Source organism: Streptomyces yamdrokensis, from assembly GCF_053890455.1.
Genome location: NZ_CM132679.1, coordinates 768,100 through 789,306 on the forward strand (window position 1 = coordinate 768,100; position 21,207 = coordinate 789,306).

Sequence of the window (21,207 nt, forward strand, 5' to 3'; positions counted from 1 at the left end):
TCCTTTTGGCGGTCGGTGTCAGGAGTCGAGGACGACGGAGCGGGTGAGGTGGCGGGGCCGGTCGGGGTCGAGACCGCGGGCCGCCGCCACGGCGACGGCGAGGCGCTGGACGCGGACGAGTTCGGCCAGCGGGTCGAGCGTGCCCTGGATCCACAACCCGCCGGTGTCCCAGACCTGTTGGGCGAGGCCCTCCGGTGCGTCGCCCAGCATCCAGGTCGCGGTGGAGCGGGTGGTGACGCTGATGGGGCCGTGCCGGTACTCCATCGCCGGGTAGGCCTCGGTCCACGACAGTGCGGCCTCCCGCATCTTCAGCGCGGCCTCGCTCGCGAGACCCACGGTCCAGCCGCGCCCCAGGAAGGTGAACTGGGTGCACTCCGCGAGCCCTTCGGGCAGTGGTTGTGCGAGGGCGGTGCGCGCGTCCTCGACAACCGTGTCGCCGTGCAGGCGGAGATGGGCGCGGAGCAGGGTGAGAGCCGTGGTGGCGAACCGGGTCTGCACGACAGAGCGTTCGTCCGCGTAGTCGAGCACGACGGCCTCGTCCGCCGACGTCATCACGGGAGTGTCCGGGTCGGCGGTGAGCGCGGTGGTGCGGATGTCACCCTTCAACCGGTCGAGCAGCCCGAGGACTTCGGTGGTGGTGCCGGAACGGGTGAGGGCGACGACATGGTCGTAGACCCGTCCGTAGGGGAACTCCGAGGCGGCGAAGGCGTCCGTCTCGCCCTGGCCCGAGCCCTCGCGCAGGGCCGCCACCGCCTGCGCCATGAAGTACGAGGTGCCGCAGCCGACGACCGCGACCCGCTCCCCCGGGGCGGGGAGTGCCCGGGTGTGCGCGGCCGCCTGCGCCGCGGCACGTGTCCAGCACTCGGGCTGACTCGTCAGCTCGTCCTCGGCATACGTCATGACCGCCCCACCCCTGGTTCTCAGCGATTGACTTGATGCTCGCTCTTGCAAGATAGAGCTTGTTTCCGAGCAGAATCAAGCATTCGAGCAGAAGCGGGGTGCGCTAGGGTCGCCGTAGATCCGAAGACGACGGGAACCGCACGACGGGAGGGCGGATGTCGCGGGACACCCGCTGGCAGGCGTTGCTGGAACTGCTCGTGGAGCGGGGCCGGCTGGACGTCGACGAGACCGCCGCCGAGCTGCGGGTGTCGCCCGCGACGATCCGCCGGGACTTCGACCAGCTCGCCGGGCAGCAGATGCTGGTGCGCACCCGGGGCGGGGCGGTGGCGCACGGGGTCTCGTACGAGCTGCCGCTGCGCTACAAGACGGCGCGCCGCGCCTCCGAGAAGCAGCGCATCGCCCGGGCCGTGGCGGATCTGCTCGCGCCGGGCGAGGCGGTCGGGCTGACCGGCGGGACGACCACCACGGAGGTGGCGCGCGCACTGACGGTGCGCGGTGATCTCGCGTCCGGGTCGCCCGCGCTGACCGTGGTGACGAACGCGCTCAACATCGCGGGAGAGCTCGCCGTGCGGCCGCAGTTCAAGATCGTGGTGACGGGCGGTGTCGCACGGGCCCAGTCGTACGAGCTGGTCGGGCCGCTCGCGGACGGCGTGCTGGGGCAGATCACGCTCGACGTGGCGGTGCTCGGTGTCGTCGCCTTCGACGTCGCGCACGGGGCGGCGGCCCACGACGAGGCGGAGGCGGCGATCAACCGGCTGCTGTGCGAGCGGGCCGAGCGGGTGGTCGTGGCCGCCGACTCCAGCAAGCTGGACCGGCGGGCGTTCGCCCGGATCTGCCCGGCCGGGTCGGTGGACACCCTGGTGACGGACTCGGCGGTGGCTCCGGAGACGGTACGCCGGTTCGAGGAGGCGGGGCTGCGCGTCGTCGTGGCGTGAGCCGTGCGCCACCGACCGGCCGCGGTGGCCCTGCCCGGTGGGCGGCGTGCGCGGCTCAGTGACCGTGACCGTCCCCGCCCCGGCCGCCGTGGTCGCCGGTACCGGAGTCCGGTGCGTCCGGTGCGGGAGCGCCCGCCCGGACCGTGAACGCCGCGGTACGGACGACTCCGTCGTGCTTGAAGTCCAGGAACAGCCGGTAGCTGCCGGCGCTGGGCGCCGTGGCCGTGAACGAGACCGCCGGGCCGGGCTCGGTGCTGCCGTCACCGGGTTCGCCGTTCGGGTGGACGTGCAGGTAGGCGAGGTCTCCGGAGCGCAGGGCGACCAGGTGGCCGTAGGCGCCGAGGTAGGGCTGGAGGTCGGTGACCGGTTTGCCGTCACGGGAGACGGTCAGGTTCAGCCCGGCCCCCCGGCCCGGCCGCAGCGCCCCGTCCAGCCGGACCTCGTAGCCGCCGGCCCGGGCCGTGTCACGGGGTTCGGGCAGGCGCTGCGGCCGGTAGGGGCCAGAAGCGGCGAGGTCCGCGCCGAGGGTGAGGTTCTCGGCGCCCTTACTCCCCGGGGTGAAGTCGGCGAAGACCCGGTAACCGCCGGCCCTCGGCAGGTCGACCGGGGTACTCCAGGTACCGTCGGCGGCGCGCGTGGGGTGCAGGTGGCGGTAGGTGAGCAGGTCGCGCGAGGCCACGATGAGATGGAGTTCCTTGCCGTGCTCGCGTTGGTACTCGGTGACCGCCCGCCCGCTGTCGTCCCGGACGGTGAACCGCAGGTCGGCGCGTTGACCGGCCTCGACCGTCGGGGTCCTCAGGTCGAGGGTGTAGCCGTTCTCGGAGATCTGCAGGCCTCCTGCGGGGGCGGCCTCGTGCCCGCCGTGACCGTCGCCCTCGTGCGGTGCGGGCGTGGCGGGGGCGTGCTGCTCGTCGTGTGCGGAGACGGGTGCTCCGTCCTCGACGACCGGCTCAAGCCCTTGGCCGACGCCGTACGCCGCACCGAAGGTCGCGGCCAGGGCTGCGGCGAATGCGGTGGTCTTCAGTCCGGTCTGCATGGCCGTCTCTCCTTGAAAACAGCGTGTCCGGCCCGGCTCCGGGTCGGTGTCCGCACACCTCACCATACCCCTGGGGGGTACTGAGTCAAGGTCGGGCGACCCTTGAATCATATACGGGTAGGGGGTATACCTGAACTACAGGAGAGGATACCCCCGGCCCGTATACTGCGATCGGCCGTCGGGTTTGTCCGGCCGGCCCTCGTCACCAGGAGCGCTCATGACCGTCCGTACAGCCGGCCCCGGGAACGAACCCGGGGCCACGTCCGCCGGAGGACCGGCCGGGAGCCGGGCCGAGGTACGGGTGGAGCTGGCCATCGGCGGGATGACCTGCGCCTCGTGCGCCGCGCGGATCGAGAAGAAGCTCAACCGGATGGACGGGGTCACCGCCACCGTCAACTACGCCACCGAGAAGGCCCGGGTGTCGCACGGAGAAGGCGTCACCGTGCGGGACCTGATCGCCACCGTCGAGGCCACCGGGTACACGGCGCAGGAGCCCGCGCCGCCCGCGGCGGGCCAGGACACTCCGGCTCCGGCCGCGCCCGACGAACTGCGGTCGCTGCGGGAGCGTCTGGTCACGGCCGTGGTGCTGTCGGTGCCCGTGGTGGCGATGGCGATGATCCCGGCCCTGCAGTTCGAGTACTGGCAGTGGCTGTCCCTGACGCTCGCGGCCCCGGTCGTGACGTACGCGGGGTGGCCCTTCCACCGGGCCGCGTTCACCAACGCGCGGCACGGTGCGGCCACCATGGACACGCTGATCTCGGTCGGCACCTCGGCGGCGTTCCTGTGGTCACTGTGGGCACTCTTCTTCGGCACCGCGGGCACACCGGGCATGACCCACCCCTTCGAGCTGACCATCACCCGTTCGGACGGCGCCGGGAACATCTACCTGGAGGCCGCCGCGGGTGTCACCGCGTTCCTCCTGGCCGGGCGTTACTTCGAGGCGCGCGCCAAGCGGAAGGCGGGCACGGCGCTGCGGGCGCTGCTGGAACTGGGCGCGAAGGACGTCACCGTGCTGCGCCCGGACGGGCGTGAAGAGACCCTCCCCGTGGGGGAGCTGACGGTCAAAGACCGTTTCCTGGTACGTCCCGGCGAGAAGATCGCGACCGACGGCACCGTCGTCGAGGGCACCTCGGCGGTGGACGCCTCCATGCTCACCGGCGAGTCCGTCCCGGTGGAGGTGGGCGCCGGGGACACCGTCACCGGGGCCACGCTGAACGCGGGCGGACGTCTCGTCGTGGAGGCCACCCGGGTCGGCGCCGACACCCAACTGGCCAGGATGGCAAGGCTGGTGGAGGACGCGCAGAACGGGAAGGCTTCGGCGCAGCGGCTCGCTGACCGGATCTCCGCGGTCTTCGTGCCGGTGGTGATCGCGCTGGCGCTGGGCACCCTGGGCTTCTGGCTGGGCAACGGCGCCGGACTCACCGCCGCCTTCACCGCCGCCGTCGCGGTACTGATCATCGCCTGCCCCTGCGCCCTCGGCCTCGCCACCCCGACCGCGCTCATGGTCGGCACCGGACGCGGCGCACAGCTCGGCATCCTCATCAAGGGCCCCGAGGTCCTGGAGTCCACCCGCCGCGTCGACACCGTCGTCCTCGACAAGACCGGCACGGTCACCACCGGCCGGATGACCCTGCTGGCCGTGCACCCGGCCGCGGGCACCGACGAGGCCGAAGTGCTTCGGCTGGCGGGCGCGCTGGAGCACTCCTCCGAACACCCCGTCGCCCGCGCCGTCGCCGACGGGGCACTGGAGAAGCTGGGCACCCTGCCGGCTCCGGAGGACTTCACCAACGTGCCCGGACTCGGTGTCCAGGGGGTCGTGGACGGTCACGCGGTGCTCGTCGGCCGGGAGCGGTTGCTGGCCCAGTGGGGAGCGGAGCCGTCGGCGGACCTGGCGCGGGCCCGGGAGGCCGCCGAGGCGGCCGGGCGCACCGCCGTCCTGGTGGCCTGGGACGGTGAGGCGCGTGCGGTGCTGGAGATCGCCGACGCCGTGAAGGAGACCAGCCCCGAGGCGATACGCCGGCTGCGCGCGCTCGGCCTGCGGCCCGTCCTGCTGACCGGTGACAACGAGGCGGTGGCCCGCTCCGTCGCCCATGAGATCGGGATCACGCCCGAGGACGTCTTCGCGGAGGTGCTGCCGCAGGACAAGGTGGATGTGGTCAAGCGCCTTCAGGGACAGGGCCGTTCGGTCGCGATGGTCGGTGACGGGGTCAACGACGCCGCCGCGCTGGCCCAGGCCGACCTCGGGCTGGCCATGGGGACCGGCACGGACGCGGCGATCGAGGCCGGTGACCTGACCCTCGTACGGGGCGACCTGCGGGCCGCCGCGGACGCGATCCGGCTCGCCCGCCGCACCCTCGGCACGATCCGGACCAATCTCTTCTGGGCCTTCGCCTACAACGTGGCCGCGTTGCCGCTGGCCGCGGCCGGCCTGCTCAACCCGATGATCGCGGGGGCGGCCATGGCCTTCTCGTCGGTCTTCGTTGTGGGCAACTCCCTCCGTCTGCGCACCTTCCGGGCGGGCTGACGGGGAGCGCCCGGTGCGGGCGGGCGGAGGGCGGGCCTCCTCGGCCCGGGCCGGTGCGGCGCCTTTGCCCGGCGGGGCGGCGGGAGGGGTGACGGGGGTGCGCGAACACACCGGGCGGACCACGCGTACCGTGGACACCTGGTGATTCCCGGTCCTCGGTGCGGGTGTGCCCGGCGGGCCCCGGACGCGCGGACCCTGCTCCACGACACCACCGCGGGAGAGACGAATGAGCGAGCCGACCACTACCGACCAGGGCGGGACCCGCCCGCTCACGACACCGGTACCGCCTGCCGACGGACTCCGCCGGGTGGTGGCCGCCGTCTTCAGTGATCTCCGGTCCGTCGACGGTGCCCTGTACGCGGCGGTGGCCGCCACTCCCACGCCCGCCCTCGACCGGGCGCTGCGCCGCCTCTCGCACGCCGCCGACCACTCGAAGATCTCGTTCGCCCTGGCCGGCGCCCTCGCCCTGGGCGGGTCGCGGTCGCGGCGGGCCGCGCTGGTCGGGGTCGGGGCGATAGCTGTGGCGTCGGCATCGGCCAACATCCTCGGCAAGCGTCTCGTCCGCAGGGACCGGCCGGACCGGGAGGCGGCCCGGGTGACCGTGGACCGGCACATCCCGATGCCGACGTCGGCCTCCTTCCCGTCCGGGCACACCGCCTCGGCGGTCGCGTTCGCCACCGCCGTCGGTACGGTCCTGCCCGCCGCCTCCGTCCCGCTCGGCGCGCTGGCCGGCGCGGTCGGCTACTCACGCATCCACACGGGCGTGCACTATCCGGGGGATGTCGCCGCCGGCGCGGTTCTCGGCATCGCCAGCGCGGCCACCGCCCTCGCCGTGGCATCGGCCCGCCTCCCCCACTCGTACGGGGGCTCGAGGCCTCAGCCGGCGCGCGGACGGTGACCGGCGTCCGTCCCGGGGACCGCCGCCGCATCCGGCAGGTCGTGCGGTCGTCCCGGTGGTTCACCCGTCGCCGTACGGCACCGTGACACCGGGCAGCGCGTACTCGTCCCGCCGTCCGCACATGCCGAACCCGCCGCGCCGAGTGGGTTCGGCCGCGTAGGCCGTGGCCTCGGCGAGGTGGGCGGGGACACCGTCGGCGAGCGCGTCGAGCTGGGCGCCGGTCCGCTCGGCGGCGGCCAGGGCGCCGGACCGCCACAGCCGCCGCCAGGCCGGCACGCGGTCGCGCACCAGCCGGGCGGCGGCGCGTTGGAAGTCCCGGTACGGGCCCGGGTCACCGGCCACGCACGCCTCACGCAGGACGAGGAAGCCTTCGACGGCGAGGTCCCGGCGCCGCCGGGCCGCGGCCTTCGTCTCCGAACCCGTGCCGGGCGGCAGAGCCGCGGCGGCGGCGTACCGGCCCGGGTCGGCGAGGACCTCGGGCGGGAAGGTGAAGACCGCGTCGCCGGCCTCGGGCAGGCCGCTGTTCTGCATCAGCACGGTGATCCGCAGACCGTCCTCCCCGCCGCCGGTCCCGTCCTTGTCCTTGTCCTTGTCCTTGTCCCTGCCCCTGTCCCTGTCCCTGTCCCTGTCCCGGACCATCCGGTGCACGGTGCCCGGGGTGAACCAGGCGACCGAACCGGGCCGCAGCGGGATGTCCCGGTAGCCGTCAGGGCCGAGTGTCTGCACCGCGCCCCGGCCCGCGGTGACGACGTACGCCTCCGTGCACACCAGGTGCAGGTGCGGGCTGCCGCCGCACACGCCGTCGGCGGCCTCCCGGTCGTACGCGTCCAGGTGGGAGAGTCCCACCGCACCGGGCAGCGGATTCGGATACGCCGGTCCGGGGCCGCTCACCACGGCAGACTCTCCAGATACGCGCTCACTCGCTCCCGGTCCCAGGCGCCGTCCGCCACGACGATCCGGTAGCGGTAGGCGAAGGACTCACCCGGCGGCAGCGCGAACTCCTCGAAGAACGCCCAGGAGAACGCCACCGACGGAATCGGCTCGGAGCGGACGAACCAGTGCGAGAGGTGGATCGCGGCGCGCGCGTCGAGATTCTCCGGGGCGTGGGCGAAGACGAGCGTGGAATGGGCGTCGACCTCGTCGTGCTCACCGGTGAAGGCGAGCCACGGGCCCCGTGTGCCCATGAACCTCTCCGTACCCGCCTCCGTGCCCGCGACCGGACCGCCACCGCCGATACCGGCACCGGGTGCGAGGACCGTGCCACCGGTGAAGTCGCGCGGGCCGCGCCACTGGAGTCCGGTGTAGCCGGCCATCTCACGTCCGGCGGTGGTCGGGGAGCCGAACACCAGTGGTTCGTCACGGACGTTGGTGAGCCGGATCGACCAGTCCAAGACCCAGGCACCGGTCTCCTCGTCCACCGAGTGGACGCTCAGGCCGCGTTCCTCGCGCGCCCACTCCGCTCCTCCGTTCTCCACCCAGGTGAGGTCCTCGGCGCAGTCGAAGCGGCCGGCCCCGACCGTGAACGTGGAGAAGCCGTCGTGCCGCATGGAGCCGATGCGTTCGGGCAACGGAAGGTAACCGCGCCCGTGGACATAGGAGTCGCCGCCCCAGAAGTTCTGTCCGGACAGGTGACTGGCCGTCATCTGCAGGCCTTTGTGCCAGCGGTGGTCGTTCGGGCGGTACCCGGTCACCGTGCGGCCGGCGAGTGTGCGCACCGGGTGGGCGTACGGCTTGCGGGACTCGAAGGCGTCGGGGTCGGGGCGGTAGACGTAGCGCAGGATCTCCGTGCCGTCCGCGGTGGTGACGGTGACGGCCTCACCGTGGGTGTGGCCGACGCGGAGGCCGTGGGCGGCACGGGCGGCCTGCGCGGCACGGGTGCTCAAGCCTGCTCCTTCGGGGACCAGTCGGGGTGGTCACCGTGCATGGCCGCGTGGAAGGGATCGCCGGCCACGATCTCGCCGGCCCGCACCGGGTTGCCGGTGAACGCGGACTTGTACAGGGCGGCGGCGAACTCGAGGGTTCCCCGGGCCTCTTGACCGCTGCCCGGCGGTCGGACACCGGCGTCATGGGCGTCGAGGAGGGCGCCGAGCTGGGCCGTGTGCGAACTGGGCACGTCGTGCGGCGGGGTGCGCCAGGCGACGGCGCGTTCGGCGGGGACGTGCCGCGCCGGGGTGTACGACCAGTCGTCGTTGCGGTGCCCGTACAGGTGGGTCAGCTCGACCGTGGCGTCGGCGCAGTCCACGCGGACGCGGCTCACCTCGTCCGGCGAGAGCACACTGTTGACGACGGTGGCGAGGGCGCCGCCCCGGAAGCGGACCAGGGCGGTGGAGACATCCTCGCTCTCGGTGTCGTGGACGAGCCGGCCCGCCATGGCCCGTATCTCCTCCCACGGGCCGAGGAGGTGGAGCAGCAGGTCGTACTGGTGGATGCCGTGCCCCATCGTCGGGCCGCCTCCCTCGGTGGCCCACCGCCCGCGCCAGGGGACGGCGTAGTACGCGGCGTCCCGGTGCCAGGTGGTCTGGCAGTGCGCGACCAACGGGGCGCCCAGGGCACCGCTCGCGATCAGTTCCCGGGCGTGGACGGATCCCGAGCCGTAGCGGTGCTGGAAGACCACGGAGGCGTACGCGCCCGACGCGTCCTCCGCCGCCGCGATCTCGTCGTACTCGGCGAGCGACAGGCACAACGGCTTCTCGCACAGCACCCAGGCGCCGGCCCGGAGCGAGGCCACCGTCTGCTCCCGGTGCAGCGACGGCGGCGTTCCGATCAGCACAAGGTCCGGGCGTACGGCGTCCAGCATCGCGTCCACCGAGGCGTACCCGGCCACCTGTCCGCCGGCCAGTTCACAAAAGGCGCCGAGCCTGCCCGGGTCCACATCGACGGCGGCCACGAGTTCGGTGCGGTCAAAGTGGGCCCGCAGCGCCGGCAGGTGGCCCCCGGCGACGATGGCGCCGGTGCCGACGACGGCGACGCGGCGGCGGACAGGGGGCAGGGACATCGGCACTCCTTTGGACGGTCGGCGGGCCCAGGGTGCCGACGGACTCCCGGTTCCGGGAGCCCTCGTCGGCACGCAGCGGACAGAAAGCGCTTGCACCCGCTGGTCGACCCTAGATCCGGGCGCGAACGGGTACAACCCCGTGCCATGAGCGGGTTCGCCCCGCACGCGGTCCGCCGGGCCGCCGCCCCGTACCTCTACGCCCGCGCCCCGCCACCCGACCGGAGCCCACCGGTCCGCCCGGCGGCCCGTCCGCCGCTCTGCGGTCCGGGCCGGTGCCGGGGCACCCGGTCGGGCCGGTCCCCCGGCGGTCCCAGGAGCCGGTAGCGGCATTCCGGCCGCCCTGCCGCCCCGTACCGCAGGGAGACCTCGGCCCTGCCCACGGCGTGGAAGTGCTCCGGTTGACGTGCTCCCTGGCCTGAAGTCCAGGGATTCCGGCCTGGGTCGTCCGACCCTTCCGGGGGCTTCCTGCTTCACCGCGCTGTGCGGGCACGTGTGCCCGTCTTACCGGCGCTCCACAGGCGTTTGGCGTCTCCGCCCGTCCGGCGGCGACGCTACGGCGTCCTTCGAAGAGGACATCGCGATCTGCGTTGTGGTCGCGGTCGTGCACCGTGCCGCACTCGCCGCATGCCCACTGACGGACGTGGAGAGGCTTGGAGCCGTCCCGGAATCCGCAGGCCGAGCAGACCTGGGAGGAGGGGCAGGCCCGGGCCGCCCTGGCGAAGGTGCGGCCGTGCTTGAGCGCCTTGTGCTCCAGCATGCCGACGAAGGCGGACCATCCCGCGTCGTGCACGGACTTGGCGAGCCGGGTGCGGCCGAGGCCGGACACCGCGAGGTCTTCCACGTACACCGCTTGGCTGTCGCGAATGATCTGTGCGGATGCCTTGTGGTGGAAGTCCCGGCGCCGGTCCGCGACACGCGCGTACTGGCGCGCGACCTCGATGCGGGTCCGCGGCGTCCGCCTCGGCGGCGGGGAGGCGGGTTTCCATGCTGACGCCGGGCCTGCCGACCACGGCGGTCGCGGCCGTGATGCCGGCCGCCTTCCAGCAGTACGGCATCCAGCCGGGCCCGCTGCTCTTCGAGCGTGAGCCCGACCTGGTGTGGGGCCTGATCGCCTCGCCGTTCGTCGGCATGGTGCTGCTGCCGGCTCTCAACCTGCCGCTGGCACCGGTGCGGGCGAAGCCGCTGCGGATCCCGCGGCCGTACCTCTGCGCCGGGATCCTGTTCTTCGCGGCGATCGGCGCGTACGCGGTCGGCGGCGAGGTGATCGACCTGGTGATCCTGCTGATCATCGGTCTGATCGGCTTCGGTATGCGGCGGTACGGGCTGCCGGTGCTGCCCGCCGTCATCGCCGTCATCCTCGGCCCGGCCGCCGCTGGAGAAGGCGGTGACCCGCCGGCGCACCGGAAGCTGATCCCGGTCGCGGGGTTCTTCCCTCCAGGGCACGTCATGTGGGCGTGCGTTCCCCGCCCCAACCCTTGACGGGACACTGACAAAGGTGGCTTGATGTCTTCATGGGAGCGCTCCCACCTCATCCAGGGAAGGGAACACCATGCGCGTCATCGACCACTTACCGCTACGGGCCCTGCTCGTGCTGACCGCCCTGCTCCTCCCGCTCGGCCTCACCCTCACCCTCGCCCCGCGCGCGGCCGCGGCACCGGACGCGGCCCCCGTCCGCATCATGCCGCTGGGCGACTCGATCACCGGCTCGCCGGGCTGCTGGCGGGCCCTGCTGTGGAACCGGTTGCAGGACGCCGGCCACACGGACATCGACTTCGTCGGCACCCTGCCCGGCCAGGGCTGCGGCATGGCGTACGACGGCGACAACGAGGGTCACGGCGGTGAGCTGGTGACCAACGTCGCCGACCAGGACCTGCTGCCCGCACGACTGGCGGCGACTCGGCCGGACATCGTTGTCATGCACTTCGGCACGAACGACGTCTGGAGCAGCGTCCCTCCCGACCGCATCCTCGCCGCCTACACCAAGCTGGTGACGCAGATGCGGACGGCCAACCCGGACACTCGGCTCCTGGTCGCCCAAATCATCCCGATGAACCCTGCCGGCTGCACGGGCTGCGCCCAGCGCGTCGTCGACTTCAACGCGCGGATTCCGGGTTGGGCCACGGAGACGAGCACCACCCGTTCGCCGGTGACCGTGGTCGACCAGTGGACGGGCTTCGACACGGCCACCGACACCTACGACGGCGTACACCCGGGTGACGCCGGCAACGAGAAGATCGCCGCCCGCTGGCATCCGGCCCTGGCGGAGGTCCTCGACCAAGGTGTCCCGGGTGACCCCGGCGACCCCGGCGACGACGCCACCTGCACCGCGTCGTTCCTGGCCGGTTCGACCTGGCCTGGCGGCTACCAGGCCGAGGTGACGGTACGGAACACTTCCGCCGCCGCACTCACCGGCTGGACCGTGACGGTCGCACCGGCCGCCGGCGCGCGGCTGACCCAGGTGTGGGGCGGCACGCTCACCACCGTCGACGGCGGCACGGCGACCGTCACCGACGCGGGCTGGAACGGCACCCTCGGTCCCGGCGCGAGCACCTCCTTCGGCCTCATCGCCAGTACCCCGGCAACGTCCGGGGCTCCGGCGGCAACCGTCGGCTGCACGGCCACGGCAACCTCCTGACCCACGGCGCACGTACAGCACTCCCCCGTACAGCCCTCTCACCGACGCACGCACCGCACCACCCACGGCACGGACACGCGCCAGCACCGGACCCGGGGCCGCCCCGGCCCCCGCATCACTCCTCCCACCCGAATCGTCTTCTGGAGCCGCCATGAGATGCCGTCCGCCCACACCCACCCACGCACCCGCCCCGACCTCCACCCCCCGTGTCACCGCACTCCCTCGTACAGCCGGCCTGATCGCCACCCTCCTGGGTCTCCTGCTCCCCCTCCTCGTCCTGGGTACCCCGGCGCACGCGGCACCCACCGGCTTCCGCGTCGAGAACGGCCGACTGCTGGAGGCCTCCGGGAACGACTTCGTGATGCGCGGGGTCAACCACGCCCACACCTGGTACACGGACCGGATCAGCTCCCTCGCGCACATCAAGGCCAAGGGTGCCAACACCGTGCGCGTGGTCCTCTCCAGCGGCGACCGGTGGACCGCCAACGACACCGCCGACGTGGCGAACGTCGTCGCGCAGTGCAAGCAGAACCGGCTGATCTGCGTCCTCGAGGTGCACGACACCACCGGTTACGGCGAGCAGAGCGGGGCGGTCACCCTCTCCCGCGCCGCCGACTACTGGATCGGTGTCCAGAGCGCGCTGACCGGCCAGGAGGACCACGTCGTCGTCAACATCGGCAACGAGCCCCACGGCAACACCGGTTACGCGAACTGGACGGCCGACACCAAGGCCGCCATCCAGAAACTGCGCAACGCGGGCTTCGACCACACGCTGATGGTCGACGCCCCCAACTGGGGCCAGGACTGGGCGTTCACCATGCGTGACAACGCCGCCTCGGTCTTCGCCGCCGACCCGGACGCCAACACGGTGTTCTCCATCCACATGTACGGCGTCTTCGACACCGCCGCCGAGATCAGCGACTACCTGGGCCGCTTCGTCTCCGCTCGGCTCCCCATCGTGGTCGGCGAGTTCGGCCACGACCACTCGGACGGGAACCCCGACGAGGAGACCATCCTGGCCGTCACCCGGCAGCTCGGCCTCGGCTACCTCGGCTGGTCCTGGAGCGGCAACGGTGGCGGGGTCGAGTACCTGGACATGGTCACGAACTTCGACCCGGACCAGCCGACCAGTTGGGGGCAGCGCCTCTTCGACGGCGCCAACGGCATCGCCGCCACGTCCGAGGAGGCCGAGATCTACTCCTCCGGATCGGGCGGTGACACCACGGCCCCGACCGCCCCCGGCACGCCGGCCGCCTCCGCGGTGACCTCGTCGTCGGCCACGCTCTCCTGGACGGCGGCCACCGACGAGAACGGAGTGACGGGCTACGACGTCGTCCGGATCAGCGACGGCGGGGAAACGGTCGCCACCACGACCGCAAGCACCTCAGCCACCCTCACCGGCCTCTCCCCCGAGTCCTCCTACACGTTCGCCGTGTACGCCCGGGACGCGGCAGGCAACCGCTCGCCGCGCTCCGGCACGGTGACGGTCACCACGTCCTCCGGCGGGAGCCAGGGCTCCTGCGCGGTCGCCTACCGGGTGGCGAACGAGTGGCCCGGCGGATTCCAGGCCGAGGTGGTCATCCGCAACACCGGCAGTTCGGCGGTCGCCGGCTGGACGCTGAACTGGACCTTCCCCGGTTCCCAGCGCATCACCAACATGTGGGGCGGCACCCCCGTCCAGACCGGTTCCGAGGTCGGCGTCGCCTCGGCTCCCTACACCGCGTCGATCCCCGCGGCGGGCTCCGTCACCCTCGGCTTCACCGCCACCACGACGGGCAGCAGCCCCAGTCCGTCGGCGTTCACCCTCAACGGGTCCGCGTGCGCCGTGGCCTGACGAACGCGCTGCCCGGAAGGGTGTCCTCCTCCCCTTCCGGGCAGCGGTCCGTTCGGGCCGGGCCGACCGGGCCGTGCACGTCAGACCAGGTGGGCGAAGACCACCAGATTCTCGGTGTAGTCCTTGGCCTTGCGGTCGTAGTCCCCGGAGCAGGTGATGAGCCGCACCTGGGCATCGTCCGTGTCGGCGTAGACGCGCTCGTCGGGGAAGTCGTCCTTGGCGAACGACTCCACGTGGTCGACCACGAACTCCGCCTCACGCCCGTCGGTCCGCTCCACCTCGAAGCGGTCGCCCTTCTCGAGTTCGGAGAGCCGGGCGAACACCGCGGCCGAGGTCTTCGTGTCCACGTGTCCGGCGATGATCGATGTTCCGCGCTCCCCCGGGGACGCTCCGTCGGCGAACCAGCCGACCAGGTTGGTGTCGTCCGGGGGCGGCGCGTCGAGCTGGCCCGAAGCGCCGATGGCCAGATCGGTGAAGGGCGCGTCGACGTTGATGTCGGGGATGTGCAACCGGGTCGGGGCGGACCGCGGCAGATGCGTGCCGGCCGGTTGGGGCGCGGCGGAACGGCTCGGCTCAGGACGCGTGGCGGTGGCGGAGGCAGAAGGAGAAGCGGTGGCGGAAGCAGTGGCAGTGGTGGAGGCCGCGGGAGGGGCGTGCGTGCCGAGGGCGTCGGCAGGAGGACCCTCCCTGCCGCCGAGCAGGCTCACCGCCAGCACCAGGGTTGCCGTGCCCCAGAAGATCGCCGTCATGACGGCGCGCAGCTTCCGTCGCGCCGGGGCCGGATCGGTGTGGACGGAGGAAGGGGGGCGGGCTGCCATCGGAAAACCACCTCATTCGGACACGGCAGCGGAAACGGAAGGCGAAAGGGTGAGCGGGGCCGCCGTGACACGCGACGCGTGTACGGCGGCCCCGGCTGCTATGGCGCCGGGCATGGCTCAGGCCACGCTTCCGGACGCCTTCTTGCGCCGCAGCGCGTAGGCACCGGCGCCGAGAACCGCCAGCGCGGCCAGGCCGCCGCCGGAGACACTCGGGTCGGAGAGCCCGCCACCGCCGGTGTGCATGCCACCGCTCGGCTTCTCGTGCTCCCAGTCCTTCTTGCCCCCGTACCCGTCCTTGTCCTCGTACTTCGACTCGTCCTTCGACTCCTCCTTGTCGTGCTTGCCGCTCCAGCCGTCCTCGTCGACAGCGGCCAGGGCGCCACCGCCGGTGTGCACACCACCGCTGGGCTTGCCGTGCTCCCGGCCCTTCTCCTCGTCCTTGTCCTCGTGCTTGCCCTTGTCCTCGTACTCGTCCTCGTGCTTGCCCTTGTCCTTGTCCTCGTCCTCGTGCTTGCCCTTGTCCTTGTCCTCGTACTTCGACTCGTCCTTCGACTCCTCCTTGTCGTACTCGCCGCTCCAGCCGTCCTCACCCACGGCAGCCAGGGCACCGCCGCCGGTGTGCACACCACCGCTGGGCTTGCCGTGCTCCCGGCCCTTCTCCTCGTCCTTGTCCTCGTGCTTGTCCTTGTCCTCGTACTTCGACTCGTCCTTCGACTCCTCCTTGTCGTACTCGCCGCTCCAGCCGTCCTCGCCCACGGCGGCCAGGGCACCGCCGCCCGTGTGGACTCCGCCGTGCGGCTTGTCGTGGCTGCTGTCCTTGTCGTGCTCCTTGCTGTAGGAAGACTTGTCGTGCTCCCAGTCGCCCATCGGGGCGGAGAAGGCTGTGGGCGCCGAGACCACGAGGGCCGCGGTGGCCGTCGCGGTGGCGAGCAGCATGCGGGCAGAGCGCATCCGAGTGTCCTTCCGTCGGTGGCCCCGGCTGCTGACCCCACGTCAGCACATGGACCGAGCCCCGACGTGATCTACCGTCAGTCATGGATCCGACTCCCACCATTCGAGGCGTTCACACGGGTTACAGAGCCACTCTCACGGCGGTATCGACACCTTCTCCGGTGTCGCACGGGCCGCGCCCGCCTCCACCCGGAAGCGGAACCCTCTGCCGAGGCTCCGCGTCTGGGGAAGCGGAAGGGCGGGGCCAGTACTCGCCTGCGGAGCGGCGGACCGACTGGCGCCGCACGCACGATGCCGTTGGAGGCGCGCATGGCCATGGTCGGCCTGTTCTGGATCACCGAGGACTCCGTGTATCTGGGGGCCGAGCCGGAGGGGAACGCCTCGGGGGTGCGGCTCACCAAGGACGGTGTCGAGCTGCTGGGCCGCGAGCGGACGGGATGCTGGGCCTGGGACGAGGTGCACGGCATCGAGGTCGCCGACGTCACCGTCCGGCGGGCGGTGCGGCGGTACGCCTCCCTCGCGTTCGACGTGGTGAGCGCCATACTGAACCAGGGTCCCGAGCACCCGCCCTTCTTCACCCTCCGCGTGACGACCGACGACGGAACGGTCGAGGCGAGCCCTTTCGCGGCCGTCACGGGCGGGACCTACGGGCCGACGGAGTACGAGCTCTCGCTCACCCTCCTGCGACGGCTCGTGGACGGCGAAGGCGCCGGTCTCGACGGCCTCCTCGCCTGGCGCCGCGACCACGCCACCACCCCGGGCCGCGAGGAGCGCGAACTGCTGCTCCTGAAGTGGGCCGGCGATCAGGACCGATGCTGACGCGGGCCATGGCCGATGGACCGATGAGGGGCGCGGGCGGCGGGCTGGGACCGGCGGCTCCACAACCGACGACTCCATGACCGCGCCAAGAGGGCGACTCACGCGGTGCACACCGCATGAGCCGGCTCTCTTGCTTGCCCCTGCCCCGGAGACCCGCTTAGCCTCATTTTGTGCCGCTAGTAAACAAACTCCGCTCGCACAGTGTCGTGCCGCGCTCCGACCTCGCCCGCCTCCGCCTCGCCCTCACCCTCTTCTTCGCCCTCGACGGCTTCGTCTTCGCCGGCTGGGTCGTGCGCATTCCCGCCATCAAGGAGCAGACCGGCGCCTCCGCGAGCGGGCTGGGGCTCGCCCTGCTCGGAGTCTCCGCCGGGGCCGTCGTCACGATGATCTTCACCGGCAGCCTGTGCCGCCGCTACGGCAGCCATCCCGTCACCGTGGTCTGCGCGGTCCTGCTCTGCCTCAGTGTCGGCCTGCCGCCGCTCACCCACTCCGCGCTCACGCTCGGCACCGTGCTCCTGGTGTTCGGCGCGGCCTACGGCGGCATCAATGTCGCCTTCAACAGTGCGGCCGTCGATCTGGTGGCCGTGCTGCGGCGCCCCGTCATGCCGAGCTTCCACGCCGCGTTCAGCCTGGGCGGCATGGCCGGCGCGGGGCTGGGCGCCCTGGTCGCCGGTTCCCTCTCGCCCACCCGGCATCTGTGGGGGCTCGCGGCGATCGGCCTGGTGGTGACCGCCGTCGCGGGACGGATGCTCATGCGGATCGAGCCGCCGGCCCCCGCGGGCCACGGACCGGGCCAGGGCAAGGACGCCGGGCGGACCGAGCAGGGCGGCCCGCGCCCGCTGGACGGCCGTACACGCACGCTGGTGATCGTCTTCGGCCTGATCGCGCTCTGCACCGCGTACGGCGAGGGGGCCCTGGCCGACTGGGGTGCGCTGCACCTGGAGGAGGACCTCGGCGCCTCGCCGGGCGTCGCGGCCCTCGGGTACTCCTGCTTCGCGCTCGCCATGACGGCCGGGCGGCTCACCGGTACGACACTGCTCGAGCGGTTGGGCAGGACCCGGACCCTGGTCACGGGCGGTACCACCGCGACCGCCGGGATGCTGCTCGGCGCGCTCGCGCCCTCGTTGGAGGGGGCCTTGCTCGGCTACGCGGTCACCGGCATCGGCCTCGCCAACCTCTTCCCGGTGGCCATCGAACGCGCGGGCGCGCTCGCCGGCCCGAGCGGTGTCGCCACGGCGTCCACCCTGGGGTACGGCGGCATGCTCCTCGGTCCGCCGGCGATCGGGTTCATGACGGACCGGTTCAGCCTTCCCGCCGCTCTGACCAGCGTGGCGGTACTCGCGGCGGTGGCCACGGTGATCGGATTCGCGACTCGCAAGGCGGACCCGGCCTGACCTCTGGCCGGGGGCGGCCCGCCGCACGTTCACTCCACCGGCCGCGTACGCGTACGGCACACTTCTCCCCATGGACGTCTCCTGGTTCGTAGGGGTTCTGGACGAAGAGGGCCGCCTGCTGGCCGACGCCGCCGAGAGGACCGGTTTGGACGCCGAGGTGCCGACCTGCCCCGGATGGCGGGTACGCGACCTGGTCCGGCACACCGGCGTGGTGCACCGGTGGGCCGCCGCCCATGTCGCCGACGGGCAGGTGCGGCCCCGTCCGGTGGGCGACCCTCCCGAGCTGGACGGCGCCGAGCTCATTGCCTGGTACCGCGAAGGCCATCACGGGTTGGTCGACACCCTGTCGGGTGCGGCTCCCGACGTGGAGTGCTTCACCTTTCTGCCCGGACCGGCCTCGGCCCTGGCCTTCTGGGCCCGCCGCCAGGCACACGAGACGGCGGTGCACCGGTTCGACGCGGAGGCGGCGCGCGGCGGCACTCCGGCGCCGGTCTCCACGGACTTCGCGGTGGACGGCATCGACGAACTGCTGCGCGGCTTCCACGCCCGTCCCAAGAGCCGGGTCCGCACCGAAGTGCCGCGCGTCCTGCGGGTGCGGGTGACGAACGCCGACGCGGTGTGGACCGTACGGCTCTCCCCGGAGCCGCCCGTGACCACACGGGACACGGCAGGAGACGCCGAATGCGAACTGTTCGGTCCGGCCGAGCAGTTGTACCTCGCGTTGTGGAACCGCCTGCCGATGCCGGCCGTGTCGGGCGACCCCGCCCTCGCCACGCTCTGGCAGGACACCTCCGCCGTGGTCCTGGCTTCCCCTCCCCGGGAGCCCCGGGTCAGTCGCGCGTGAGCATCCGGGTCAGCACCGCGCGCTGCACGGGCAGTACCTCGTCGTGCAGCGCGCGCCCCTTCTCCGTCAGCGAGACCCGCACGCCCCGCCGGTCCTCCGCGCACAAGCCCCGTTCGGCGAGCCCTTCCCGCTCAAGGCGGGCGATCAGCCGGGACAGCGCGCTCTGGCTCAGGTGGACGCGCTCGGCGATCTCCTGGACGCGGTAGGAACAGCCGCGCAGCGCGCCCGCGAGGATGTCGAGGACTTCGAAGTCGCTTCCGCACAGACCGTGTTCGTGCAGTGCACGGTCGAGTTCGCACTGCGTGCGCGCATGCAGGGCCAGGATGTCCCGCCACTGCTGCACGAGCGCCTGTTCGACCTGCTTCGCCGCCATGGCCGCACCGTAGCAGGCACGACACCCACGTCACGTACGCGCTTTGGGCTCCTTGCCCGCCGGGACCCAGGGCTGCTTGACTTCAGGATGGTCAAGCAGGCTACGCGAGGGGGGAGTTACGGGTGCGGCGGACTCAGGCCGAGCGGGATGCGATCACCGTCGAGATCGGCTACGCGCTGTGCAGCGCGGTGTTCGCCGCTGCGGTCGTCTTCGGCGCCGCGGCGGGTCCGGCGCTGCTCTTCACTCTCCCCGATGCCTCCGAAGGGCTGCTGCTCGGTGCCGGGATGGTGCTTGCGCCGGTCCTCTTCCTCGTTCGGGTGATCAGTGTGCTGACGCGGTTCCGGGCGCCGGCCCGACCGGGCCGGCCCGGTCGGGCCAAGCCCGACTCATAGGCCGCGACGACCAGTCGGGGGCGGACGCGGGCGCCGGGTTCGACCATGGAGCGGCTGACCTGGGTCTTGGCGGTGAGCGGGCTGCCGGCCTGCGGCAAGCGCTCTTCTCATCGGTCGGGCCGATGCCTGCCGGCGCCACCGGCGGCGGCCGGTTCCGCGGGTCCCGGCCGGTTCCGCCACCGCCACGACGGCCGCCTGTACAGCAGCCGGGCGAGCGGCGGATGCCCTGCCCGGAGTGTTCCCGTCGCCGCCCGCGCCGCAGAGCGGTGGCCGGTGACGACCGCGCTGAAGCAGGCCACCGCCACCGTCAGGACACCCTCCCCCACGCAGCCGGCACCCGGACGGATTCGACGAAGTGGGCCCCGGCTCCTCCGACGAGGAACTGCGCGGCACCGCCCCCGCCCATCCGGTCTTCCGGATCACGGTCACGAACTGGTGGACGTGCCCCCGGCCCCGGACGTTCCACCGGCCGCTGTTTCGCTCCCGGCCTCGGACCCGCCACCGGTCCCGGGCCCGGCGTCGGCACCGGGCCTGTCCGCGGCACCGGAGCCGCCGCCCGCGGGACGCCGGTCCAGCGCGGTCATGGCGCGGTGGGCCAGCGGATGGGTGCGGACCAGCTCGCCGAGAGTCGTCGCCCCGCGGGTGATGTCCCGGAAGGCGTTCCAGGCGGGCCGGAAGCCGGTGAGGACGGCGTGGAACACCCCCGGGCGCCGCTCGAACGCGGTCAGCATCCGCTTGCCCACGCTCATTTCGGTACCGAGTCCCGCCTTGACCGCGAAGGTGTAGTTCAGCGCCTGCCGACGGGTGTCCACGGCGTCGTGCGCCTCGGCGATGCGCACCGCCCACTCCCCCGCCAGCCGGCCCGAGCGCAGCGCGAACGAGATGCCCTCACGGGTCCACGGTTCCAGCAGCCCGGCCGCGTCCCCGCACACGAGCACCCGTCCGCGCGACAGCGGCGAGTCGTCCGCCCGGCACCGGGTCAAGTGACCTGAGGAGATGCTCGGTTCGAAGCCGGCGAGACCGAGTCGTCCGATGAAGTCCTCCAAGTACCTCTTGGTCGCGGCGCCTTCACCGCGCCGGGAGATCACGCCGACGGTGAGTGTGTCGCCCTTGGGGAAAACCCAGCCGTAACTGCCGGGCATCGGGCCCCAGTCGATGAGCACCCGCCCCTTCCAGTCCTCGGCGACGGTGTCCGGCACCGGGATCTCCGCCTCCAGGCCCAGGTCTACCTGGTCCACTTTGACCCCGACGTGTGCTCCTATGCGGCCGGCGCTGCCGTCCGCGCCGACCACGGCCCGTGCGAGCACGGTCTCACCGCCCTGCAGGACAAGTGCGACCGTGCGGCGGTCCGGTACGGCCGAACCGTGCTGCTCGACCCGCTGCACGGCGGCGCCGGTGCGCACCTCGGCGCCGGCCTTCTGCGCGTGTTCCACCAGCTGGTGGTCGAACTCGGGCCGGTTGATCAGCCCGAACAGCATCTGCCGGGACCGGCGGGTACGGGTGAAGCGGCCGTTGTTCGAGAACGTCACCGCATACACCCGGTCCTTCAGCGGAAGCTCGAAGCCGGGCGGCAGGCAGTCGCGCGAGGGGCCGATGATGCCGCCGCCGCACGTTTTGTAACGCGGCAGTTCCGCCTTCTCCAGCAGCAGCACGCGCCGTCCCGCGACCGCTGCCGCGTAGGCGGCCGAGGCCCCCGCGGGTCCCGCGCCCACCACCACGACGTCCCATACCTGCCGCGCGTCGTCCGCCGAAGAGTTCTCGCTGCTCACGATGGTCTACTGCTCCCGATCCAGCCGCCTGCCTCCCCCCAGCTCCCGGCTTCAATCGAGCAGGGGGTGCCCCCATCTGTCCACCGCATA

General features: G+C 72.5%; 18 protein-coding genes and 3 pseudogenes. 10 read left to right on the top strand and 11 right to left on the bottom strand.

Annotation, left to right across the window (positions count from 1 at the left end):
• Positions 1 to 18 precede the first annotated feature (18 nt).
• Positions 19 to 900, bottom strand: a complete 882-nt coding sequence (locus tag ACWZEH_RS02820; protein WP_456195373.1) for an SIS domain-containing protein — start codon at positions 898 to 900, stop codon at positions 19 to 21.
• A gap of 155 nt (positions 901 to 1,055) precedes the next feature.
• Here ACWZEH_RS02820 and ACWZEH_RS02825 point away from each other — a divergent pair, with 155 nt between their 5' ends.
• Positions 1,056 to 1,835: a DeoR/GlpR family DNA-binding transcription regulator gene (locus tag ACWZEH_RS02825; protein ID WP_456195374.1), complete on the top strand. Its 780-nt coding sequence runs from the start codon at positions 1,056 to 1,058 to the stop codon at positions 1,833 to 1,835.
• A gap of 55 nt (positions 1,836 to 1,890) precedes the next feature.
• Here ACWZEH_RS02825 and ACWZEH_RS02830 read toward each other — a convergent pair whose 3' ends face one another.
• Positions 1,891 to 2,871: a hypothetical protein gene (locus tag ACWZEH_RS02830; protein ID WP_456195375.1), complete on the bottom strand. Its 981-nt coding sequence runs from the start codon at positions 2,869 to 2,871 to the stop codon at positions 1,891 to 1,893.
• Positions 2,872 to 3,088: 217 nt separating this feature from the next.
• On the opposite strand from ACWZEH_RS02830, the gene ACWZEH_RS02835 reads away from it, so the two are divergent.
• On the top strand, positions 3,089 to 5,395 hold the full coding sequence (locus ACWZEH_RS02835; RefSeq protein ID WP_456195376.1) for a heavy metal translocating P-type ATPase: 2,307 nt from the start codon (positions 3,089 to 3,091) through the stop codon (positions 5,393 to 5,395).
• Between the two features lie 226 nt (positions 5,396 to 5,621).
• Positions 5,622 to 6,293: a phosphatase PAP2 family protein gene (locus ACWZEH_RS02840; protein ID WP_456195377.1), complete on the top strand. Its 672-nt coding sequence runs from the start codon at positions 5,622 to 5,624 to the stop codon at positions 6,291 to 6,293.
• Between the two features lie 60 nt (positions 6,294 to 6,353).
• Here the strand turns inward: ACWZEH_RS02840 and ACWZEH_RS02845 are convergent, their stop codons facing one another.
• From ACWZEH_RS02845 to ACWZEH_RS02865, 5 genes and pseudogenes are all read right to left on the bottom strand, one after another.
• The gene (locus ACWZEH_RS02845; protein WP_456195378.1) at positions 6,354 to 7,187 is read right to left on the bottom strand and encodes a cupin domain-containing protein; all 834 of its coding nucleotides are present in this window, start codon (positions 7,185 to 7,187) and stop codon (positions 6,354 to 6,356) included.
• Positions 7,181 to 8,176 carry a DUF6807 domain-containing protein gene (locus ACWZEH_RS02850; protein WP_456195379.1) on the bottom strand — a complete coding sequence of 332 codons (996 nt, stop codon included), beginning with the start codon at positions 8,174 to 8,176 and terminating at the stop codon, positions 7,181 to 7,183. Before ACWZEH_RS02850 ends, ACWZEH_RS02845 begins: the two co-directional genes overlap by 7 nt.
• Positions 8,173 to 9,288, bottom strand: a complete 1,116-nt coding sequence (locus ACWZEH_RS02855; protein ID WP_456195380.1) for a Gfo/Idh/MocA family protein — start codon at positions 9,286 to 9,288, stop codon at positions 8,173 to 8,175. Before ACWZEH_RS02855 ends, ACWZEH_RS02850 begins: the two co-directional genes overlap by 4 nt.
• 308 nt (positions 9,289 to 9,596) lie before the next feature.
• A pseudogene (locus ACWZEH_RS02860) lies at positions 9,597 to 9,692 on the bottom strand (two-component system response regulator); the annotation flags it as partial.
• A gap of 14 nt (positions 9,693 to 9,706) precedes the next feature.
• Positions 9,707 to 10,237 (bottom strand): annotated as a pseudogene (locus ACWZEH_RS02865) (RNA-guided endonuclease InsQ/TnpB family protein); the annotation flags it as partial.
• Between ACWZEH_RS02865 and ACWZEH_RS02870 the strand changes: the two are divergent.
• From ACWZEH_RS02870 to ACWZEH_RS02880, 3 genes and pseudogenes are all read left to right on the top strand, one after another.
• Positions 10,234 to 10,659 (top strand): annotated as a pseudogene (locus tag ACWZEH_RS02870) (tripartite tricarboxylate transporter permease); the annotation flags it as partial. The pseudogenes ACWZEH_RS02865 and ACWZEH_RS02870 overlap by 4 nt on opposite strands.
• A 178-nt stretch (positions 10,660 to 10,837) precedes the next feature.
• On the top strand, positions 10,838 to 11,923 hold the full coding sequence (locus ACWZEH_RS02875; protein ID WP_456195381.1) for a GDSL-type esterase/lipase family protein: 1,086 nt from the start codon (positions 10,838 to 10,840) through the stop codon (positions 11,921 to 11,923).
• A gap of 151 nt (positions 11,924 to 12,074) precedes the next feature.
• Positions 12,075 to 13,757, top strand: a complete 1,683-nt coding sequence (locus ACWZEH_RS02880) for a cellulase family glycosylhydrolase (protein WP_456195382.1) — start codon at positions 12,075 to 12,077, stop codon at positions 13,755 to 13,757.
• An 80-nt stretch (positions 13,758 to 13,837) separates the two neighbouring features.
• On the opposite strand, the gene ACWZEH_RS02885 is transcribed toward ACWZEH_RS02880, so the two are convergent.
• Together ACWZEH_RS02885 and ACWZEH_RS02890 are read right to left on the bottom strand one after the other, a co-directional pair.
• Positions 13,838 to 14,575 (bottom strand): class F sortase, encoded by a 738-nt coding sequence (locus ACWZEH_RS02885; RefSeq protein WP_456195383.1) that lies wholly within the window; start codon positions 14,573 to 14,575, stop codon positions 13,838 to 13,840.
• A gap of 117 nt (positions 14,576 to 14,692) precedes the next feature.
• A complete protein-coding gene (locus ACWZEH_RS02890; protein ID WP_456195384.1) occupies positions 14,693 to 15,526 on the bottom strand; it encodes a hypothetical protein in 834 nt (277 codons plus the stop codon).
• A 309-nt stretch (positions 15,527 to 15,835) separates the two neighbouring features.
• Here ACWZEH_RS02890 and ACWZEH_RS02895 point away from each other — a divergent pair, with 309 nt between their 5' ends.
• The 3 genes from ACWZEH_RS02895 (at position 15,836) to ACWZEH_RS02905 (ending at position 18,583) form a co-directional block, all read left to right on the top strand.
• Positions 15,836 to 16,345: a hypothetical protein gene (locus tag ACWZEH_RS02895; RefSeq protein ID WP_456195385.1), complete on the top strand. Its 510-nt coding sequence runs from the start codon at positions 15,836 to 15,838 to the stop codon at positions 16,343 to 16,345.
• A 170-nt stretch (positions 16,346 to 16,515) separates the two neighbouring features.
• Positions 16,516 to 17,739, top strand: a complete 1,224-nt coding sequence (locus ACWZEH_RS02900; RefSeq protein ID WP_456195386.1) for an MFS transporter — start codon at positions 16,516 to 16,518, stop codon at positions 17,737 to 17,739.
• A 70-nt stretch (positions 17,740 to 17,809) separates the two neighbouring features.
• Positions 17,810 to 18,583, top strand: a complete 774-nt coding sequence (locus tag ACWZEH_RS02905) for a maleylpyruvate isomerase family mycothiol-dependent enzyme (protein WP_456195387.1) — start codon at positions 17,810 to 17,812, stop codon at positions 18,581 to 18,583.
• Here the strand turns inward: ACWZEH_RS02905 and ACWZEH_RS02910 are convergent.
• Positions 18,570 to 18,956 (bottom strand): MarR family winged helix-turn-helix transcriptional regulator, encoded by a 387-nt coding sequence (locus ACWZEH_RS02910; protein WP_456195388.1) that lies wholly within the window; start codon positions 18,954 to 18,956, stop codon positions 18,570 to 18,572. The genes ACWZEH_RS02905 and ACWZEH_RS02910 overlap by 14 nt on opposite strands.
• 122 nt (positions 18,957 to 19,078) lie before the next feature.
• Here ACWZEH_RS02910 and ACWZEH_RS02915 point away from each other — a divergent pair, with 122 nt between their 5' ends.
• A complete protein-coding gene (locus ACWZEH_RS02915; protein ID WP_456195389.1) occupies positions 19,079 to 19,348 on the top strand; it encodes a DUF6332 family protein in 270 nt (89 codons plus the stop codon).
• Between the two features lie 425 nt (positions 19,349 to 19,773).
• Here ACWZEH_RS02915 and ACWZEH_RS02920 read toward each other — a convergent pair whose 3' ends face one another.
• Positions 19,774 to 21,117, bottom strand: coding sequence for a geranylgeranyl reductase family protein (locus tag ACWZEH_RS02920; protein WP_456195390.1), 1,344 nt, complete (start codon positions 21,115 to 21,117; stop codon positions 19,774 to 19,776).
• Positions 21,118 to 21,207: the final 90 nt, after the last annotated feature.

Coding starts and splice junctions, on each gene's coding strand:
- ACWZEH_RS02875 (WP_456195381.1), top strand. CDS start 10,838: ATGCGCGTCATCGACCACTTACCGCTACGGGCCCTGCTCGTGCTGACC.
- ACWZEH_RS02885 (WP_456195383.1), bottom strand. CDS start 14,575: ATGGCAGCCCGCCCCCCTTCCTCCGTCCACACCGATCCGGCCCCGGCG.
- ACWZEH_RS02835 (WP_456195376.1), top strand. CDS start 3,089: ATGACCGTCCGTACAGCCGGCCCCGGGAACGAACCCGGGGCCACGTCC.
- ACWZEH_RS02890 (WP_456195384.1), bottom strand. CDS start 15,526: ATGCGCTCTGCCCGCATGCTGCTCGCCACCGCGACGGCCACCGCGGCC.
- ACWZEH_RS02820 (WP_456195373.1), bottom strand. CDS start 900: ATGACGTATGCCGAGGACGAGCTGACGAGTCAGCCCGAGTGCTGGACA.
- ACWZEH_RS02830 (WP_456195375.1), bottom strand. CDS start 2,871: ATGCAGACCGGACTGAAGACCACCGCATTCGCCGCAGCCCTGGCCGCG.
- ACWZEH_RS02905 (WP_456195387.1), top strand. CDS start 17,810: ATGGACGTCTCCTGGTTCGTAGGGGTTCTGGACGAAGAGGGCCGCCTG.
- ACWZEH_RS02895 (WP_456195385.1), top strand. CDS start 15,836: ATGGCCATGGTCGGCCTGTTCTGGATCACCGAGGACTCCGTGTATCTG.
- ACWZEH_RS02825 (WP_456195374.1), top strand. CDS start 1,056: ATGTCGCGGGACACCCGCTGGCAGGCGTTGCTGGAACTGCTCGTGGAG.
- ACWZEH_RS02855 (WP_456195380.1), bottom strand. CDS start 9,288: ATGTCCCTGCCCCCTGTCCGCCGCCGCGTCGCCGTCGTCGGCACCGGC.
- ACWZEH_RS02880 (WP_456195382.1), top strand. CDS start 12,075: ATGAGATGCCGTCCGCCCACACCCACCCACGCACCCGCCCCGACCTCC.
- ACWZEH_RS02840 (WP_456195377.1), top strand. CDS start 5,622: ATGAGCGAGCCGACCACTACCGACCAGGGCGGGACCCGCCCGCTCACG.
- ACWZEH_RS02910 (WP_456195388.1), bottom strand. CDS start 18,956: ATGGCGGCGAAGCAGGTCGAACAGGCGCTCGTGCAGCAGTGGCGGGAC.